Below are 19038 nucleotides of genomic sequence, written 5' to 3' on the forward strand. Positions count from 1 at the left end.
CCGAGGATCTGCAACTGCCGATTCCCGACCTCGCTGAACGCGACGACGGCAGGCGCGCCCCGGCAACGGTGGCGATCCAGCCCACGGTCGAGCTGGAACAGTTTATCGAGACCCTCGGCACCCGCGCCGAGAAGGTCGCGGCCCGGTCGGTATCGCCGAGCGAAGACAACATGCTCACCATCTCGACCGATGGACGCAAGGCCGCGCTCGACATCCGCATGATCGTGCCGCGTGACCCCTCCGGGCCGTCCAAGGTCGATCTGGCCGCCGACAGCATCCACCGGGTCTGGGAACAGACGAAAGACAACACCTACCTCGACCCGATCACCGGGCAGGAGTCGCCCGTGCGCGGCGCGTTGCAGTTGGTGTTCTCCGACATCGGCACCCCGAACCCGACCCGGTGGAACGCCTACGACGAACTCCGGGCGCAACTCATTGCACGCGGGATGCCCGCCGAGTCGATCCGATACATGCACGAAGCCAAGACCGACGTGGACAAGGCCAGGTTGTTCGCCGCCGCCCGCGCCGGGCACATCGCGGTGCTGATGGGATCGACCGAGAAGATGGGCGTCGGCACCAACGTCCAAGCCAGAGCCGTCGCCCTCTACCACCTGGACTGCCCGTGGCGACCGAGCGACATCGCCCAGCGCGAGGGCCGCATCCTGCGCCAAGGCAACCAGAATCCCGAAGTCGGCATCGTCCGGTTCGTCACCGAGCGATCGTTCGACTCCTACATGTGGCAAGGCGTCGAACGCAAAGCCACGTTCATCGCGCAACTCATGCGCGGCAGCCTCGACTCCCGCGAGATCGAAGAAATCGACTCATCCGCACTCTCTGCCGCAGAAGCCAAAGCGATCAGTTCAGGCAACCCTCTGCTGCTGGAGCACTCCACCGTGCACACCGAAGTGCAACGGCTGCGTCGCCTGGAGCGTGCCTACCACCGCAACGAGTCGATGCTCGCCCATGCCCGCGACCGCGCCAGCGATCACGCACGTCGCGCTGCCTCCGACATTGAAGCCCTCGAATCGGTGCTGCCGCGCGTGACCGATACCTCCGGCGAGAAGTTCCGCATCGAGCTACGTGGCCGCACCTACACCTCACGTGCCGATGCCGCGCACGCGCTCGCGGCCTGGGCGCATGACTCCGATCTGAAATGGGCACCCCGCTACGCCTCCCGCGACTACGGTGCCATCGGCAAGATCAGCGGCTTCGACGTCACGGTCTCAACCAGTCCGGCGCTCGGGGCCGAACCTATGGTGACCGTCAGACTCGACGGAGTGCCGCGCAGCGGGTTCGTCATGACCCGGCAGGCTTTCCTCGACGGGGGCGTCGGACTCATCCAGCGCATCGAGAACCGCGCCTCCGGCATCCCCTCGCTACTCGACCAAGCCCGCGACGACCTCACCAGCGCCGAGCAAGAACGCGACGACGCCGAGCAACGCATCGGCCAACCCTTCCGCCACGCAGAGGCCCTCGCAGACGCCGAGAAAGACCTCGCCCGAATCGAGACCCAACTGGCCGCGATGCAAGACGACATCGACCACGACTCCCGACCCGAATCGGAACCCGAGCCTGGGCGTGAACCGACGCTCACCGTCGAGGCGGTACGGGCGCATCGGCCCGCGCTCGGCGTGCGTCCCGACCCGCAACGGAGCCCGGCAATGACGGCGGCTGTCGTACCCACCGACAGCACGGCACACGACCTGAGCCCACGGAGGCTGTGACCGAGCACCTAGCTGCCAGAACGACCGCACGAACGCGGGCGTGAACAGGCAGGAGGAAATGCGATGGGCATCAAGAGCGGCGTCATCATGGTCGGCCACATCGCCGGCGACCCGAGACTGACTACCAGCGAGGAAACCGGCACGCCAAGGTTCTACGCGCGTGTCGGCGTCGACCACTGGCGACGTGAGGACGACGGCAGGTTCACCAACACGGGCCGGACTTACCACGACCTCGCGATTCGCTACAAGGCCGCCGAAGCAGCGATGGAGATGTTCAAGAAGGGGGACGACTTCATCGCCACCGGACAGTTCAAGAAGTTCACCGATCGCGTCACCGGCGAGGAACGAGAGGAGTTCCGGGCCGACACGCTCACTCCGAACCCGGTGACCACCCGGTTGGCCATCAACCGTGAGCCGCGCGGTGGTGCCGCCCGCGAAGCGATGGGCACCGAGCGCAGCCAGGCGTTCGAGCGTCCTGAGCAGTCCGCTCAGGTACGCGAGCCTGCGACGCTGGGCCACTGAACGGAGCCAGCCATGAGCGACGATCACACTCCCGTGGCGGACGAGGAGCCCGAGGACAGGCCCGATCCCGACCTCGACCCGGCATCGATGCCCCCACGCGGCGATCTCGGGCCGATGCTGGATGAGCCGCCCGGCCCGATCAACTGGAACCTGCTGACCGCCGATGACGCGGAGGCGGCGTGGCTGGAGCTGAACCAGTGGGTCAACTGGCTTCGCGCCACCTATGGCCTGCCCGCATCGGTGATCCCTCCGATGTGGCACCGGCATCCGGAACTGCACTGGGAACTGAGCGCGTTGCACACGCACTGGCTGTGCGCGTATGACCCGCAGCAGAACGGGTCGGCACCGATCGGCTGGCATCGGGACTTCGCCGACGCCCGGCAGCGGCTGCGCGATTGGGTCGCCGCGTGCGGCACCCGCCTCGACCGCGACCGGCCCACCCGCCAGACCGTCTGGCCCGGCGAGGACGACGCCGAACCGATCGAGGACACCCCGATCACCGACCGCGACGAAGACTTCGTGGCCTTCGTCATCGCCGACGTCGAACGTCGCCGCCAGACCGAGGAGGACTTCTACGCCAGCCTCGACCCCGACACCGGCGAGATCACCTGAACGTCTACGCGCACATCGGTGGGGCCGAACCAGCACGGTTCGGCCCCACGCTCCTGTGTGGGGGTCAGTCCCCGAGCACCCGCCCGCGCCGCGCCGCGGATGCCGCAGGCTGCGCCGACTCGAACCAGGCCGCTTCCCGCCGGATGGAGCGGCCCGGCTGCGTGCGGGCCGGGCGCTCCAGGGCGGTAGCCGACAGGTCGTAGCCGCCCCACGGCGAATACCCGGCCACATGCCGGGTGCCGTACTGTGCGCGTTCGGTGATGATCGGCGCGCCGGGCACCTGCATGTGCGCCGGGTATCGCTGTTCGATCCACCGCAGCGCGACCTTCGTCAGTCCCGTTTCCGAGCGCACCCGCACCTGACGCGGAACCACCGGCAGCTCGCGCCACCCCGGTACGGCGTGGTCGTGCCACGCCTCGACCGCCTCGTTCTCGCTGCCGGCGGGCGAGTGCCACTCACACGGCTCGCACACCACCATCGTCAGCAGATCGCCCGGCCCCTCCGCGCCCGGCTCGGGACGCAGATCGGCGGTGAACGACTCGGCGCGGTGCTCCCCGAACTCCACCGTGCCGCCGCTGATGCTGCGATGCCACATGTGGCTGCGGCCGAACGAACCGAAGTCACCGTTGAGGAACCGCCAGTGCGCGAACGCCTCATCCAGCATCGCGGGTGGGTAGTAGTCCGTGGTGAAGTGCAACGGCGCGCCCGCCCACTCGTGCAGCCGGGCACGGGCCTCCTCACGCTCGAACTCCTCGAAGTCGAACGCCAACTGCCCCTCGTGCTCCATGCCGCACCTCCCACGCGGCAGGTGCACACCGCCCAACGGCCCGCCCCGGCTGCTCTTCCCGAGTCCGACCGAAGCGGGTAGGATCAAGGCGCAGGCGATTTATTACCAACTAGGCCGTCACCCCTGTGGAGGCGGCATGACGAGCCAGGGAACCGCCCAGGCAAGTCCATCCCATCAAGGCGTCGCCGCTTGGGAGGACTTGATCATGCTTCGACTGATCTGGAACACCAGCATCCGTATCCGCATGTTCCTGCGTACCTGGATGCCTACCAACATCCTGCTCGACGCGCTGCGCACCCGGCGAGGTCTCAAGTGGGGCGCACCAGCGATGCTGCTGTCAGTCGTCTACTTCGCCATCGCCTACTGGTGCACCACCCTCATCGACAATGGCGCTCCCGGCTGGCTGCACCTGATCGTGCTGCTGTGCATCTACAACACCTTCAAGTTCCTCATCTACGGCCCCATCAGCCTCGCCCGCCTCATCGCCGCCCGTCGACACGAACGCATCCAGCGGCGGCGGAACGAGCGTGCACCTGGAGTACATGAAGCACTACCGGGTGACGAGCACGGGTCGGCGTATCTCAGCCGAACCTCGGCTGCGCCCGAAGCCTGACAACAAGCGACTGATCGCGCTGGTTCTGTACATCGCGGATGAACTCCACGCTCACGAGCTTGATGAGCAGCAGCGTCGCATCGGTGACCAGCACACCAGTGAGAACTCGACGCCCGCCTGCACATCGGCGGACGAGCAAGGAGACGACCATGACTCTGACGATGCCTATGACGGAGACCGGCACCGCGCCGCTGTTGACGGCGGTGACCTATCAGCGGGTCTCGACCAAGGAGCAGGCGTCCAAGGGCGGGCGTGACGAGGGATTCTCGATCCCCGCCCAACGTCAGGCGAACGCTCGCAAGGCAGAAGACCTCGGCGCCCGGATCGTGGCCGAGTTCGTGGACGCCGGGGAGTCCGCACGCTCCGCCGACCGGCCCGACCTGCAACGGATGCTGGAGTACATCGCCACCCATCAGGTGACCTACTGCATCGTGCACAAGGTCGACCGCCTCGCCCGGAACCGGCTCGATGATGTGGAGATTCATCGTCGTCTGGTCGAGGCGGGCGTGACGTTGGTATCGGCGACGGAGAACATCGACGAGACGCCCTCGGGGATGCTGCTGCACGGCATCATGTCGTCCATCGCGGAGTTCTACTCCAAGAATCTCGCCACTGAGGTCACCAAGGGGTTGACGCAGAAGTTCGAGACCGGCGGCACCCCGATGCGCGCCCCGATCGGCTACCTCAACGTCCGCAAGCGTGATGAGCAGGGCCGCGAGTACCGCACCGTCGAGATCGACGCCGAACGCGCACCGCTGGTGCGGTGGGTGTTCGAGCAGTACGCCGCCGGGGAACGCACCGTCGTTGATCTGCTCGCGGACGTGACCGCGCGCGGGCTGACCAGCGTGCCGACCCCGAAGCGACCCTCGGGCCCGGTTGGGCGCTCGACGTTCTTCGATCTGCTGCGCAACCCGTACTACATCGGGATCGTCCGCTACAAAGGCGCGGAACAGACCGGCACGCACGAGCCGTTGGTCGATGTCGAGACCTGGCAACAGGTGCAACGGTTGCTCGACTCGCGCAAGAAAGCCTCCGAACGGCGACGCACCCACGACCACTACCTGAAAGGCTCGCTGTTCTGCGGGTCGTGCGGGTCGCGGATGCAGCTGGACTTCCCGGCCAACCGTCAGGGCGTCCGCTACGCCTACTACGTCTGCTCCGGGCGAGCCTCGAAGCGGAAGAGCTGCACCCGCCGCGCGGTGCCGGTTGGGATCGCCGAGCAACTCGTTGCTGACTGCTACCGCGAGATCGCGATCACCGAAGAGGATTACGCCGCGCTCGCGGCACAGGTCGAGGCCGCGTTCGATGAACGCCTCGCCTCCCGCTCTGACGAACTGGCCGAACTGACCGCGAACCGTCAGCGCCTCCAGAACGAGAGCGACAAGCTGCTCGCCGCGCACTTCGCCGACGCGATCGACTTGGAGACCCTCAAGCGTCACCAAGACCGCATCCGCACCGGCCTTGCGGACATCGACCGCAGGCTCGCGACCGAGCACGACCAGCACGAGGGATCACGCAAGCAACTGAGCACCGCGCTCAGCCTGCTGGTCGACTGCGCCACCCTCTACGCCCGCACCGACGACCAAGGCAAGCGCCTGGCCAACCAAGCACTGACCAACGGCATCGAGATCAGCGAAGACGAAAGGGCGACGATCCGGCTCGCTGAGCCGTTCGCCGCCCTCGTACCCGAACCAACATCTACCGATGTCAGCGGTTCTAGTACGTCCGATTGGGTGGACCTAAGGGGATTCGAACCCCTGACCTCCTCGATGCGAACGAGGCGCGCTACCAACTGCGCCATAGGCCCGTGAACGACATCTACGTTATCACGCTCGCGATCCCACCGTCGTTCGCGACCCCGTCTGTCCCGACGGCCATAAGGAGGTTGCGGTCTGAGCAGGTACACCACGAACTGAGGAGCCGAGAGTCTCGCTCTGCGTGGGGTCATCGGCGGGGAGCTCGTCGGACAGCGATCCCACCAAGAATGCGCCGACAACGACGGCAACAAGGCCAAGGACAGAAGTCACGATATAGCCCGTGAAGAATCGCGAACTTGACGTTGTGCGCTCGACAGTTGTGCTCATTGTCGGCAACGGTAGCAAACGGATGTGGGGCAGGAAGGAACGACGCACAGTCGCATCACGGCGTGAGCAACGAAGAGCGCGCCGGTTATCGAAGGGACCCCAGCTTCTCCGTCCTCTGGCCTGCACGACACCGGGCTACCTGACGAGGCCCCCAAGTCTCGCCCCGGTCGATTGTGGCGATGTGCAACGCAGCAAGCGAGGCGCCGATCGCAACGCGCCCTGCGACGACCTGTACCGACGAACTGCCTCCGTTGACTGCAGCGTTAATGCCGCGCGTCGCTGTCGGGCTGGCGCACGCGCCGAATGCGATTGCAGAGCTCATCGCGCTGTCCCTTGGCAACTCCGATACTTGCCATTCTGAGCCCCGTTCCCACCCCACCATGGGGTGCATGCCGAGAACAGCGGCGGCGTACGACAGTCCGTGCGGCCGCTCCGCTTGCCCGGTCGAGGAAAGGACTGGCCGGTCGCCGAAATTGTGCCGGAACCACGCGCGAGAAGACTGTTACTGTTGCGTTGCCGCAACCGCGTGGACACTGACGAGAGCCGTAGTCTGACTAGCGGGCTGCGCGTTAATCTCCTCGGGAGCGGGGCAACGCGTGGCCGCACTCGAGAACGGCTCATTGACCCGGTTGATATCGGAATAGTCCACCGGTGAGCCGTTCCATCTCCGCGTCGATTCTCCTGAAGATGGACTTCAGCTCGCGTTCTCCGCTGTCGAACGCGACCTCTAATGCTCCGTCCAACGCAAGGCTACGCACTGCGCAGACGACGAACGCGAACAGCAAAGTACGAGTTGGAGTGAGCACCCGGAGGTACGGGAGGACTTCGGGCGCGATGTCCACCTCGACGCCCTCCGCCTCGTACTTCTCGAGTTGGCGGACGACCTCGAGCTGTTCATCGGCGATACGGTGAATGGAGGCTTTCATTGACTCATCAGTGAGGCCGACCAACGTCTTGACCTGATCCAACTCGATGGTGAAGAGCATCTCGTGCGCGCTCTTGTTCCGGAGCCGGTTGAAGCTCCGAATTGCTCGAACCAGGGGGACATCCACGGCAGCTGTCGCTTCTGCCAAGGCCAACTTGTGTTCAAAGCGAGCGTTGCCCCAGTCGATAGCGTCCGGCCGTTCGAGCTTGGTGCGCGTCACGTATTCGAGCAGAGCCTCGATCCAGAGATGACCACGGAGCAGCACCCCCATGTCATCCGCATCTCGCAGTGCGTCAACCAACTCGGCGAAGTGCACACTGTTCAAGTCAGCGCTCTTGATCCCCACACGTCGAACGTAGAGGACAAGAGGCCATCACGCATCTGCTGGGTAGGGCGGAAGCCCCTCATCGAGCGCGCGCCTTGGCGTCGCTCAGTCGCTCTGCGTCCCGCAACTTCTACGGAACGCACGCCGCACGCCGCAGCTGCGGTTGCTGTACCGCGAAGAACGTCGCGAGCCCACAGTAGGGTGCGAGCATGAGCGACGAAGTGGCTGAAGGTTGGGCGGAGGTCGTCGCCCGCGCGGCCAGTGGCGGCTTACTTGTCGCCGAGGATGAGCGGCCGACGGCGCCTGACGACCCTCAAGTCCATGAGGTGATCTTGCTGATTGATGCCGTCCGGGAGCTGATGACCCATCCGGACGGTGGCGACGAGTCGTACGTCCCGATTCGTCCTCGCCCAGGCGGGAGATGGGTATCCACGCACACCCTGGAAGATCATGAGATCGAAATTCTGCGTCACGTGGTAGCCCACGACCTCGACGCACCGACCCGGCTGAGGGTCCTCGAACTCTTGGCTGCACGCACCAAAGGGCTCGAACGGGTCGAGACGTCGGCAAAGGTCATCGAGCACGTTCTCGCGGAGTACGCCGGCCGCCCCTTCGATTACGACGTGTCGTTCGCGGTAGGGCGCGCTTTCGATCTCTCGCCTCGCTTCGGTCCGCTCACCATGGCACCCGGCGACAGGCTCGAACAGACGTTGCTGGATCGCCTACTCGCGTGCACGAACGCGAACGAAGTACTCCGCCTCGCGGAGAACCTGCGCGAGCAGCGTCGACCCCGGTCGCGAGCATCTGAGGTCGCAGCCCACCTGCGGTCCGTGGCGATCTCGGCCAGCGACCTGTATATGCCACGGTTGCTTCGCGAGGAGGCGGGCGCATGGCACCTTCTTGCCGGCGACCGTCAGGCGCACTTCGATGATGTTGCCGCTGCAGTGCTGATGCTTCGCGACCAGGCCGTTGCGTTGCTCGCAGAGCACCGCACAGACTCGGCGGCCCGGGCTGGGAACGATTTGGAGCTGGCCCTCGACCGCCTCGCAACGATTCCCCGCGCCGAACGGCCGTCTCGCGGCATGGATCAGCTCCACGCGGAACTCACCCGGATGATTCGTCGCGCCGGCACCGCCACGTTGTCGTTCATGAAGTCGACTCGCCGCGAGGTCCCGATTCCGAAAGACACGCCGGACCTCGCGGGAGCAATTGACGGTCAAGAGCTCGGCGATGCGCTAAATCTGTTCCTGCAATGGCTACCTCTGACAGACTTCGCGGCCAGTAAGTCCAACAATCAGGCTCTCGTGAAGAAGTACCCGTTGTCGCACCTGTTCTCTCACGTGCAGTTCGCGAAGGATGGACGGACCGTCGCACGCTCCTCCGGCAGTGAGGACGACGTGACCTACGCAATGCCGTCTCACCTGTGGCGTGTGATGACCCGTGAATTCGGTATCCGCGTCGACCTTTGCGTTCAACGTTTCCTCGCACCTTCGTGGATGATCCTGTCGGCGCAGCACCCACTCAACATCGCTGACTTCACCTTCATCGCTCGCGAAAGCTCGCTGGTTCCGTCTGGACGAGAATCCCTCGTCGCACGGGGGCTTCACTACGGCTACGGCGGCGACTTCCTTACTGCCGCGCACCTGCTGATCCCGCAGCTGGAGAACATCGTGCGAGTGAAGCTCCAGAACGCCGGCGCGGTGACGAGCACCATCGAGGACGGCATCGAAACGGAGAGAGGTCTCAGCGCGCTCATGAAAGGGGACGACGTCGAGCGAGTGTTCGGGCCCGACGTTGTCTTCGAGATCCGCGCGTTGTTCTGCAGCGCACACGGCCCAAATCTCCGCAATGAGATCGCCCACGGGCTCGTCGATGATGACCACATCAACTCAGCGACCGCGTTCTACGCGTGGTGGTTCATCTGGCGCCTGGTCCACTCGGCGTTCTTCAACGCGCATCGCGACGAAGACGCATCAGACAGCGATGGATCAATCATGCGTGAGGACGACGAGGACAGCGAGCCCTCACCTTGAGCTACTCGCCGGCCGGGCGCACCACCACGACGTGGATCGCAACCCCTTCAACGTCGTGCTCGCGCACACCGACAGCGAGGTAGAAAGCCCCACGACGCACCCCGAGGTCCTCGGTTCCTTCGCCGGGCTGGTCGACGTTGATGATGGTGTCGACATAGCTGGATTCGGTGTCGAGAGCTACGTGAGACGACCCGATACTCTCGCGCGTCACAAGTAGAGTCACGGGCATGATCAGTGCGCCATCGCTGGAGGAACTGACCGCGACCGCCGTCGCCGCGCTCATCAGCGAGCGCTGGGCGATCACGGATGCCGTGGGGCATGTTCCTGCCCGTCCGGGCCTGTACGCCATCTACGGCGATGATCAGGCGTGGCGGGACCTCCAGCTCGAGCCTGGGCCAGACGCACCGCTCTACATCGGCAAGGCCGAGAAGAGCCTGGTCTCCCGTGACCTGAACGGCCATTTCGCTACGAACCCGAAGTCCGCCCCACGCACCGGCGGATCGACCGTCCGGCGCTCGTTCGCAGCTCTTCTACGCGAGGCACTCGATCTGCATGCCGTGCCGCGCAACCTCGTCCGTCCCGAGCGCTTCCCCAACTACGCCCTCGCGGACGGCGGTGACGCCCGGCTCAACGAGTGGATGCATGCGCGGCTGACTCTCGCCGTGTGGCCGGCGCCGGCGGACATGCCCGTGCCGATGACCGAGGTCGAGACCGCGGTGATCGTGCGCTTCACGCCGCCGATCAACCTGGACAAGAACCCCGGCAAGCTCGCTCGGCTCTCTGCCGCTCGAGCGGAGATGGCCGCCGAAGCATCCCGCTGGCGACCCGAGGCCTGAGCACTTCATGGACCTGAAGATCACCAGCACGCCGCGGGCGACGCACGTGTGGGCGCCATCAGTCCAGCACGCATCCGAGCTGCGACGCGAACTGACCGAGTATGGCTTCCTCGTGCGCGACGCCGACCCCTGGGAGCTCGACGAGGCCGGTCTCATTCCCGAGGGCCAACAGCACGAGTTTGATCCCACGCGCATCTTCGACGTCACGATCGGAGCAGACGCGAATGCGACCCTGCAGGCGCTGGTTGACTCCGGCCACAGGCTCGTCTGGCATCGCTGGCAGACGAGGTTGGCCCGGAAAATCTGGGGCGTCAGCGTGGCGATCCCGCCGATGAAGGACAGGCGGGCGCCCGCCATCGACAGAGCCGAGCACTTCGGCCTGAAGATCCGTGGCAGCCGGGAACTCGGCCTGCGCATGACGCGCGAGACCTACGCCCGGATCAACAAGCGCTCATCGCTCGCCCCCTGGTTCCGAGAGGAAGACCCTGGGCTCTGGGACACCCTCGACGACAGGTACGAAGACGCCCAGCACCGCGTCTACACCGACGAATGGTGTGCGGCGCTCCAAGCCGATGCGCTGGAGAACTTCGACCTCAACATGGCCCACTTCGCCTCGCTCGATCGCGACGAGTTCGAGCAAGCCCTGCAGCTGGCGGTCAAGAGCCAGCGCGGCATGGTCGAGGTCACCGACCTCACCCAATGGGACGGCGTCCGCGGGCTCTACGTCATGGTGCTCGACGAGTACTGCCAGGCCTATGTCGGAGCCACCGATCACCCGGGCGGAATCACGGCGCGCACCAAGCAGCACTGGGCTGGGACGAAGCCGCTCGACCGATTGGTCTGGGGCGATCCCGAGACGTCGATCATCTCGATCGACAGCTTCAGGGCGCTCGACACCACACGCATCTTCGCCGCCAAGACCGCGAGATCGTTCGACGGAGAGAACCCGCTGCTCGAAAAGTTCCCGCCCGAGTTCATGCTCAACCGCGTCCCCGGCGGCCGTGACGTCGCCAAGCGCGCCGCCATCGTCGGTGTTAACCAGGTGATCAAGCGCCGCGAGTTCCTCGCATCCGACGCTCAGACCAACTGAGCTGAATGCTCAGTTCCAGTTCATCCCGTGCGAGCGGCTGTCCAGCGCGTTCTTCCAGAACGACTCGCGCGCCAGGATCGTGTCGGCCCGCGTCTTGGGGTCGAAGATCTCCAGGATCGAGTACTGGAAGTTCTCCACGATGTGCCCGTCGCCGAGATCATGGCGCAGCTGCTCGAGCTCCCGGTTGCCGCCGGTGAGGTTCTTCAGGTGCGCGTAGCTAGACCAGCGCTGCCACAGGCCGTTGGCCTCTCCGGATGCTGACCCGACGTACAGCCGCCCGCAGCTGAGGTCGGTGATGACGTAGACGCCCTTCACGCTGGAGAGCGCGTCCTTCCAGCTGGGCTCGTCGCCAGCGATGATGCGCTGCAGCTCGTGGTGCCGCAGCCGGACGTTCTGGTAGCCGGGGAAGGTGCCGAGCTTGACGTCGGGCGCGAGCTCGTAGATCTCCGGGGCGAGCAGGCTCTCCTGGAGCCCCATGTAGTGGCGCAGGTACGGGGCCCGGCCGATGGTCGCGTCGAGCTTGACGATCAGGCGCTTGACGTAGTCCTCATGCAGCGCGCTGGGGATCAGCTCGTACCCGAGGTCGTCGAAGCGAACGGGCTTGATCTCCCGCACCTCGAAGGCGCCGCCGAACATGAAGTACTGCGGACCGTAGGGGTAGTACTGCGCGAAAGCGAGCAGGAAGCGCGCACCACCCATGTTGTTGTTCGCCTGCTTCGTGCGCCACTGGTTCAGGCGGAGCCAGTGGTCGTGATCATCCATGAGGAAGTCCCACGCTTCACCGCTGCCGTCGCCGGCGCGCATGTTGAACTTCACCTTCGTGCGCTCGGGCTCCGGGACCGGCAGGAAGTCGGTGAAGGTGATCAAGAGCTGCTCCCATCGGTGCTGGCGACGAGCGATCGGACGCTCCCGCGTCTCACTCTACGAACACCGCCCTCACCGACAGGCCATGTCTCCTTTCGGTGGAAGGATCGCACCATGATCACCTCGCGCCTCGACGACCGTCGCCCCCGCGCCGCGATCGCCGCCTTTGATCTCATCGAGACGGACGTCCGGTCCCACCTGGCAGCCGGCGGCAACCTCTGGACCAAAGGGTCGGGAGGGTACCCGCGCCGACTCCGGCAGATGCTCGGTGCACTCGACGAAGGCCACCCGGTGACGTTTGCGACGCGAGACGCAATGCAGCTGGCGCAGCCCGAACGGAAGGTCGAGCATGTGATCCCGTTCAAGCGGATCATCGTCGAGATCGTCGACCCGAGCCAGGCTGATCCTCGATCGAACACACGCCAGGAGCCCATCGCCGGAGGGCCCGCAACCTCACCAGAGCACCTACTGTCGATCTTCGACCGACTCCTCGTGAAGTGCTGGGTCACGAAGGACGAGCACGACCGGCTGAACCGCGCCGGGCGGAGTCTCCAGTGGGATGCGCCTGACGGCGACGGTTGGGCGCGGTATCGGCTCGCGGACGTGGCCGCATACCCGCTCACCCAGCCGTGGCCCTCGGAATGAGCACCCACCGGATATGCTCACGACGACCCGGCAGTGAGCTGTCCTCCCGGGGATTTGGGAGGGAGACCCGATGACAAACACCGACGCGCCCTCTGAGGCAGTGGCTGCCACCGCACCCAAGACCGTGAAGTACGAGACGAAGACCGTCCAGACCGTCCGCGGCACCGAGAAGCTCATGGTCGCCAAGTGGGAGAAGGACGGCTGGGAGTTGGTCACCCAGAATCCCGGCAAGCTCCGCACGGAGCTGGTGTTCCGCCGCCCGAAGCCGCCGCTGCCGTGGAAGCTGTTGGCGATCATCGGCGGCGTGCTCGTGGTCCTGGGCGTCTTCATCGGCATCATGGCGACCATCTCCGGCGGCAAGGACGACAACGCGGCGCCGGCGAGCACTCCAAGCACGGAATCAGTCACACCACGTGACGAGCCTTCGACGGAGCCGGAAGAGCCCGTCGCAAGTGCACCTGCCGAAGAGACTCCGCTGACGATCGAGAACAATGCCGACCTCGCGGCTTTGCTCACAGGTCCCGCTGAAGGCCCCACCGTCGAGGCCTTCGCACAGAAGTACTCCGGCCAACTGATCGAGTTCGATGGCGCGATCGGAGCGATGAACAACCACGAGGGCTACACCACCCGGTACGACATCCTCATCGTCAGCGGCGACTACAGCGAGACCCATTCGAACGGCGGCCCGAGCTTCCAGTTCCGTGATGTCAACATCACGAACGACCTGCATCTCACGGACGACTCTCCCGGCACAATCGGCGTCGGCGACAACGTCCGCGTCATCGCTCGAGTCGAGTCATTTGAGGACCCGCTGTTCCAGCTGGAGCCGGTGCAGACCAGCGTGCGCTGAGCACTTCAGCCGGTCAGGCGAAGATCTCGCGGAGACGAGAGAGGCCGTCCTTTACAAGGATGACCAGCGTGATGCCGTGACTGCTGACGAGCTCCCGCTTGCGCCCCATCTTCTCCGCGTACGCAGCGGTGCTCATCATCCCCGCAGCCTCGACGTACCGACCATTTGACAGCAGCCAGGCAGCACGCAGACCGGTCTCGTTGAATTGCGCGTCGCAGGGATAGGCCGGCTCAGCCTCATGCGCGATTCCGTTTGCGGTGAAGTAGTCGTCCACGGTCCGCTCGAAAAGTGGTCTGCACATGTGCGCGTCCGCGGCGACGCTGACGTATCCGCGACGGGCGCCAGCTGTCGCCCGGCACACCTGCACGCACCAGCCACTCGGCCTGTCCCCGCCCTCCTGACTTCGCTAGCCCGTGACGAAGAAGAATCGTCGCGATCGGGTGGATGTCGAGCTCACGCGCAAGCTCAGCCGCCGTCGTCAGCAGGCTCAGCTCGATGCTGTCGCTCCGGTCGAAGATCGACGGAGACTATCCGCACTCACCATGGCGCGGAGCACCATCCGCCGCCTGGCGAAGGAAGATCCACAGCTGGCCTGGTAGCTCGTTCGGCGTGGCCGCGTCGGTGGCAAGAGATCGCCCGCGCTCGTCGTCGCGCCTCCGGTACGGATGATCTCCCCCGTAGTTCCTGCCGGGCATGTGCCGGCATCTCTTCTATGGGGATTCATCGACGTCGCCGCTTGATCGCAATGTCAGTTGCCGGCAGAAACGGCAGATCCGCTCGTAATCGAGCGTCGGTCGCGTGAAACTCAAACGCAGCCCCCTCTCACTTCAAGGGGTGTTGATGTAACCGCCGATATTCACAATTATCCGGGCTATCGGCGCCAAGCCCGTTTTTCGGGTTGGAGAGCGAATCGGCCGTGCCTTACTTAGCTCGAGCCGCGCGCCTGCTGAGGCGTCTGGCCGCAGTCACGAACACCGGAACGGCTCACCGCTATCGTCTACAGCATGAGCTGGTTCAAGAACTTGTTTTCGCGAGGGCCCGAGACCCAGGAGCGGGAGGCGGAGGCGCCTGTCAGCGCATCGCCTCGTAGGCAGAGCTATTCGCTTGGCGAGGTGTTCACGCCTGGGCAGCCCGCGGATAAGGGGTTCGTCAGCCGTCCGCAGCAGGAAGCCGACCTCCAGAACATCCTGGTTGAGCGAGGAACCCAGATCCTAGTGTGGGGTGAATCGGGCGCCGGGAAGAGTTCGCTTGTCAGAAACGTACTGAAGAACGTCGGACAGGCATCGATCACCACGCGCTGCGAAGCAACGACCACGTATGAGCAGGTGCTGTCGTCCGCGTTCGATCGGATGAACGCGATGGCGGAGTCAGGCAGGAGCAACCAGGATAATCAAACGGTCAGCGCGAGCACGGACATCGGAGGGCCGGTTTCTCCAGTGACTTTGCAAGCAGGCGTTTCTACCGAGGTCGGCTCGACTACGGACTATGCGCGAGTCGTTCCGGCGCAGTTGACTTCCGAAGCGCTGGCCGTGCGCCTGGGGGCGAAGGGCCTCGTTTGGGTGATTGAGGATTTTCACAAGGTATCCCCTGAAACACGCACTCGGCTGGCGGACGCGATGAAGGTGTTCAGCGACGAGTCAGCGAACTTTCCCCAGCTCCGGATGATCGTGCTCGGCGTAGCGGAGACAGCCGGCGAGATTCTAAGAGCTCCCTCCAACATGGGCGGCCGTCTGGCTGATATCCCCATCCCTCCCCTGGACGATGACGAACTGGGCTTGCTGCTCGACAAGGGAAACGACCTGTTGAACGTTGACTTCGGTGCGGTGCGGAACAGGATCATCAAACATTCGGTCGGGGTAGCCAGCATCACACACGCGCTGGCGCGGGAATGCTGCACGGCTGTCGGCGTGCTGGAGACGAGCCGCAAGCGGATGTACGTGACCGTCGATGCACTCGAGATCGCCAAGAGCGCCTACTCGCGCACTCGCGGCGGCAACATGAAGGAAGACTTTGACGTGGCCCTGGAGGTCACCCAGACCCGCAAGTACCACAACTACGCGATCATTCTTCGAGCGGTTGCTGCGTTACCGGAACGCGGAGCAACGCACGCTCAGATTCTTGCAAAAATCCGCGAAGATCTTCCCGACTACCCGGCCGGAAACCTGACCACCTACCTTCGCAAGTTGCAGTCGGAGGAACGCAAGGCACTCATTCGGAAGACTTCAGAAGGGCTATTCCGGTACAACCGTCCTCTTCAACACGCATACGCGATCCTCCGCTTCAAGCTGCCTATCAGCGCAGAGGAAGAATTCTGGGCAACTGACTTGTCCGTGAGCGCGGAGGAACAAGATGTGTCGGTTCGGCTCGCCACCGAAGAGAACCCCGACGCACCCAACGCGCCCGAGTGACCGAGCGCGCCGGGTGCGTCATCGACGGCCCCCGACTCCTGAAGGTCGCTGGCTTGACGAGAGCTAGCCCACCCGAGCCATGCCTCGAGTGAGTCATCTGAGAGGAATGCGGGCATCCGGTCGTGCACCTAACCGCCAGCGTCCCGCGCCTCCCTTGTGACGACCACGAAGCATCGGGATCGTTCACCATCCGAGAGCTCCATAGACCAGGTCAAGCCGGCAGCCGAGACCAGCCCGTCGCCGTGGAGATAGTGCGCGGTCGTGTCGCCCTTCTCCCCGTCCATTCGAAGTATCCGCGCATTGGGACTACGCAGCGCGCTGAAGTGAACGCTGGCAGCCAGAACCCAGTGTCGAGCTTCTCGATGCGGGCGTCCATGATCGGAGCGCCTTTGGGACAATTGCTGGCTTCTGCCAGTCCCAGCGGATGAGCTCAGGGATGCGCCCTTCTCCCGGATCACGAAGGATCGGCGCAGGATCCGTTGGCGCAATGAAACAACTACGTCGTCGAACTCTGCACCAAAAAGCACCACGCGCACCCCAGATACGCGAAAACCCCCGATTTCTCGGGGGTTTCCATGGCGGTGACGGTGGGATTTGAACCCACGGTAGGGGGTTACCCTACACAACTTTTCGAGAGTTGCACCTTCGGCCGCTCGGACACGTCACCGCGGATCAGTTTACGACACCGGGGCCGAGCGCGCGAATCGGCGGGTCACCAGGCGGTGGCGACCTCGGCGTGGGTGCGGAGGATGCCCTCCGTGGAGCCGGCGGGGGCGCGGCCGATGCCGCACTCCGTGGCGACGCCGAACTCCGGGGCGAACGGGACAGCGGCGGCGATCCGGCGACGGGCACCCTCGGCGCCGTCCTCCCGGTGCACGAGGCCGAGGTAGAGCTCCTCGACCGGGGCGAGCTCGGCGAGCGGAGCGAAGTAGGCCTCGTCGTCGTGACCGATCGGCACGGGAAGGTGCAGCCAGGTGAGCGGACGGTGGGCCGCAGCAATGACGGCGTTGGCGTAGCGGACGAGGGCGCCGGCGTCGATCGGCTCGAAGAAGTGCTTCTCCCCCGCGTCGCCGTAGCAGAGGTGCACGCCGACCTCGACGTCGTCCGGGACGGCGTCGACGAGCGCGGCGAGCCGCGAGACGAGTGCGTCGAACGGGTCGCCGGGCCACCACGCCTCCATGACGGCGCCGTAGCCGGAGGCCCCCTCGAGGATGCCCATCTCGCTCGCGACGTCCCACTGCACCGCGAGATCATCGTGCGGGATCGCGGCGAGGATCTCGTCGAGTTCGCGGAGCATCGCGGCGGTGTACACGGGCTCGATCGCGGCCCGGTCGTCGCCGTGGAAGAACGAGGAGATGACGGCGAGCGGGGTGGGCAGCGACACCTGGAACCGGGTGCCCGCCGCGACCACTCCCTCCTCACGCAGCCGGGCGAAGAGCCCGTACGACTCGATCGCCGCGGAGGCGTAGCCGAGCGGAGGCAGCGCGATCGTCGCCGGGTCCACACCGTCGGCGATGCGGAGGCCGCGGGCGTCGATGCCGGCGGGGAACGGGATGGGCTCGTCGCCGATCCGCTCGATGCCGTCCGCCTGGCCGATGACGTCGGGCTGGAACATGATCCAGTGGAACCGCTTGCCGACCTCGCCGTCCGGGATGCGGCGCAGGCGGTCGCCGAGCAGCTCCGCCGCGGTGCGCATCGTGGTCTCAGCGTCGTCGAAGTTCACACTGCCCACGAGAAGGGCACCCTGGGGCTGCGTCATGCCCTCAGAATATCGCTCGCCGACCCACCCCCTTCCGGCCGTGCCACCCCTCTGCGTGCGGCCGGAAGGGGGTGGGACATACGCAAGGGGGTGGGTCGGCGAAGGGAGGTCGGGATTAGGATTGCCTAAGAACCCGCCGCCTCCGGGGGCAGAACGACGGGAAGGATGCAATCAGCATGGGATTCATCACGTCTGCGGCGCTCGCCGAGACCGGATACGTGGTCCTCGACGACGAGACCACCCCGGTGGACCCGTCCGAGTGGCAGGACCTCGAGTACGTCGGCTGGCGCTCCTCCGGCATCACCCGCTTCGCGCCGCTGTCGAGCTATGCGGGCGACATCGACTGCAACGGCTTCTGGAACCACACGCCGCCGCGCACCGACAAGGACGGCGTCTGGATTCCCTCACAGGTCGCGATCGCCCCGACCCTGCAGCGCCGCGCCCTCGCCCCGGGCGCCGGCGTCGGCCGCTGCCGGATCATCGAGCTCCAGCCGAACGATTACGCCGACGCGATCTACAACCTGCACCAGGACGACAACAACCGCCTGAACGAGCCGGGCACGGGCTGGGTGGTCCGCGGGTATTACAACCTCACCGACGACACCGACTCGATGCTCATCCTCCGCTCCGACCGGTTCGACCCGGCCACGGAGGTGCGGCTGCCGCTGCGCGCCGGCTCCCGGATCATCGTCGACACCCAGCGCTTCTGGCACGCCGTGTGGCATCGCGGGACAGGTCCCCGGTACGCGCTCATCACCTCCTGGACCAGCGGTCCCGAGCTCGACGCGTACATCGCCGCGCACCACGGTGACCCGCATCCCCCGACGGTCGACCTCGACCCGCGTCTGGTCGACGAGGCCCAGGTTGAGATGCACCGCCGGATCGAGGAGCGCCGTCGCGCGTTCGAGGCGCAGGGCATCGTGATGGAGCCGCCCGCCGACATGAACCTCGTCGGCTGAGG

At 65.4% G+C, this 19038-nt stretch carries 19 protein-coding genes, 2 tRNA genes and 1 pseudogene; 13 read left to right on the forward strand and 9 right to left on the reverse strand.

The window, feature by feature from the left end; all coding sequences use genetic code 11:
* The 3 genes from AB0P08_RS15425 to AB0P08_RS15435 form a co-directional block, all read left to right on the forward strand.
* Positions 1-1724, forward strand: a 1724-nt coding sequence (locus AB0P08_RS15425) for a helicase-related protein (RefSeq protein WP_363590440.1), incomplete at its 5' end; no start/stop codon positions are given.
* A gap of 63 nt (positions 1725-1787) precedes the next feature.
* Positions 1788-2246, forward strand: coding sequence for a single-stranded DNA-binding protein (locus tag AB0P08_RS15430; RefSeq protein ID WP_017883443.1), 459 nt, complete (start codon positions 1788-1790; stop codon positions 2244-2246).
* Positions 2247-2258: 12 nt separating this feature from the next.
* Positions 2259-2858, forward strand: a complete 600-nt coding sequence (locus tag AB0P08_RS15435) for a hypothetical protein (protein ID WP_017883444.1) — start codon at positions 2259-2261, stop codon at positions 2856-2858.
* Positions 2859-2922: 64 nt separating this feature from the next.
* Here the strand turns inward: AB0P08_RS15435 and AB0P08_RS15440 are convergent, their stop codons facing one another.
* A complete protein-coding gene (locus AB0P08_RS15440; protein WP_017883445.1) occupies positions 2923-3645 on the reverse strand; it encodes a DUF6349 family protein in 723 nt (240 codons plus the stop codon).
* A 205-nt stretch (positions 3646-3850) separates the two neighbouring features.
* Here AB0P08_RS15440 and AB0P08_RS15445 point away from each other — a divergent pair, with 205 nt between their 5' ends.
* Both AB0P08_RS15445 and AB0P08_RS15450 read left to right on the forward strand, forming a co-directional pair.
* Positions 3851-4258, forward strand: a complete 408-nt coding sequence (locus tag AB0P08_RS15445) for a hypothetical protein (RefSeq protein WP_031289822.1) — start codon at positions 3851-3853, stop codon at positions 4256-4258.
* 167 nt (positions 4259-4425) lie between these two features.
* Positions 4426-5481, forward strand: a pseudogene (locus tag AB0P08_RS15450) (recombinase family protein); the annotation flags it as partial.
* Between the two features lie 511 nt (positions 5482-5992).
* Here the strand turns inward: AB0P08_RS15450 and AB0P08_RS15455 are convergent.
* Together AB0P08_RS15455 and AB0P08_RS15460 are read right to left on the reverse strand one after the other, a co-directional pair.
* Positions 5993-6065, reverse strand: a tRNA-Ala gene (locus AB0P08_RS15455).
* A gap of 894 nt (positions 6066-6959) precedes the next feature.
* A complete protein-coding gene (locus AB0P08_RS15460) occupies positions 6960-7613 on the reverse strand; it encodes a hypothetical protein (RefSeq protein ID WP_363590441.1) in 654 nt (217 codons plus the stop codon).
* Positions 7614-7801: 188 nt separating this feature from the next.
* Between AB0P08_RS15460 and AB0P08_RS15465 the strand changes: the two genes are divergently transcribed.
* Entirely contained in the window at positions 7802-9625 is a 1824-nt protein-coding gene (locus tag AB0P08_RS15465; protein WP_363590442.1) for a DUF4209 domain-containing protein, read from the forward strand.
* Position 9626: 1 nt separating this feature from the next.
* Here the strand turns inward: AB0P08_RS15465 and AB0P08_RS15470 are convergent, their stop codons facing one another.
* The gene (locus tag AB0P08_RS15470; RefSeq protein ID WP_363590443.1) at positions 9627-9836 is read right to left on the reverse strand and encodes a hypothetical protein; all 210 of its coding nucleotides are present in this window, start codon (positions 9834-9836) and stop codon (positions 9627-9629) included.
* A 16-nt stretch (positions 9837-9852) separates the two neighbouring features.
* Here AB0P08_RS15470 and AB0P08_RS15475 point away from each other — a divergent pair, with 16 nt between their 5' ends.
* Positions 9853-10461 (forward strand): GIY-YIG nuclease family protein, encoded by a 609-nt coding sequence (locus AB0P08_RS15475; RefSeq protein ID WP_363590444.1) that lies wholly within the window; start codon positions 9853-9855, stop codon positions 10459-10461.
* A 7-nt stretch (positions 10462-10468) separates the two neighbouring features.
* A complete protein-coding gene (locus tag AB0P08_RS15480) occupies positions 10469-11551 on the forward strand; it encodes a hypothetical protein (protein ID WP_363590445.1) in 1083 nt (360 codons plus the stop codon).
* A 9-nt stretch (positions 11552-11560) separates the two neighbouring features.
* On the opposite strand, the gene AB0P08_RS15485 is transcribed toward AB0P08_RS15480, so the two are convergent.
* Positions 11561-12418, reverse strand: a complete 858-nt coding sequence (locus AB0P08_RS15485) for a GIY-YIG nuclease family protein (RefSeq protein ID WP_363590446.1) — start codon at positions 12416-12418, stop codon at positions 11561-11563.
* Between the two features lie 111 nt (positions 12419-12529).
* On the opposite strand from AB0P08_RS15485, the gene AB0P08_RS15490 reads away from it, so the two are divergent.
* Both AB0P08_RS15490 and AB0P08_RS15495 read left to right on the forward strand, forming a co-directional pair.
* A complete protein-coding gene (locus tag AB0P08_RS15490) occupies positions 12530-13060 on the forward strand; it encodes a hypothetical protein (RefSeq protein WP_363590447.1) in 531 nt (176 codons plus the stop codon).
* Between the two features lie 70 nt (positions 13061-13130).
* Positions 13131-13910 (forward strand): DUF4839 domain-containing protein, encoded by a 780-nt coding sequence (locus AB0P08_RS15495; protein ID WP_363590448.1) that lies wholly within the window; start codon positions 13131-13133, stop codon positions 13908-13910.
* Positions 13911-13923: 13 nt separating this feature from the next.
* Here the strand turns inward: AB0P08_RS15495 and AB0P08_RS15500 are convergent, their stop codons facing one another.
* Positions 13924-14184 (reverse strand): hypothetical protein, encoded by a 261-nt coding sequence (locus AB0P08_RS15500; protein ID WP_363590449.1) that lies wholly within the window; start codon positions 14182-14184, stop codon positions 13924-13926.
* Between the two features lie 139 nt (positions 14185-14323).
* On the opposite strand from AB0P08_RS15500, the gene AB0P08_RS15505 reads away from it, so the two are divergent.
* A complete protein-coding gene (locus tag AB0P08_RS15505; RefSeq protein WP_363590450.1) occupies positions 14324-14509 on the forward strand; it encodes a hypothetical protein in 186 nt (61 codons plus the stop codon).
* A 405-nt stretch (positions 14510-14914) separates the two neighbouring features.
* Positions 14915-16318, forward strand: a complete 1404-nt coding sequence (locus tag AB0P08_RS15510; RefSeq protein WP_363590451.1) for an ATP-binding protein — start codon at positions 14915-14917, stop codon at positions 16316-16318.
* A gap of 211 nt (positions 16319-16529) precedes the next feature.
* Here the strand turns inward: AB0P08_RS15510 and AB0P08_RS15515 are convergent, their stop codons facing one another.
* From AB0P08_RS15515 to AB0P08_RS15525, 3 genes are all read right to left on the reverse strand, one after another.
* Positions 16530-16739: an SOS response-associated peptidase family protein gene (locus AB0P08_RS15515; protein ID WP_363590537.1), complete on the reverse strand. Its 210-nt coding sequence runs from the start codon at positions 16737-16739 to the stop codon at positions 16530-16532.
* 155 nt (positions 16740-16894) lie between these two features.
* A tRNA-Ser gene (locus tag AB0P08_RS15520) sits at positions 16895-16985 on the reverse strand.
* Positions 16986-17030: 45 nt separating this feature from the next.
* Positions 17031-18077 carry a hypothetical protein gene (locus AB0P08_RS15525; RefSeq protein WP_363590452.1) on the reverse strand — a complete coding sequence of 349 codons (1047 nt, stop codon included), beginning with the start codon at positions 18075-18077 and terminating at the stop codon, positions 17031-17033.
* Between the two features lie 176 nt (positions 18078-18253).
* Here AB0P08_RS15525 and AB0P08_RS15530 point away from each other — a divergent pair, with 176 nt between their 5' ends.
* Positions 18254-19036: a hypothetical protein gene (locus tag AB0P08_RS15530; RefSeq protein ID WP_363590453.1), complete on the forward strand. Its 783-nt coding sequence runs from the start codon at positions 18254-18256 to the stop codon at positions 19034-19036.
* Positions 19037-19038 lie beyond the last annotated feature (2 nt).

The sequence above is a fragment of the Microbacterium meiriae genome, assembly GCF_040686935.1.
GTDB lineage: Bacteria > Actinomycetota > Actinomycetes > Actinomycetales > Microbacteriaceae > Microbacterium > Microbacterium meiriae.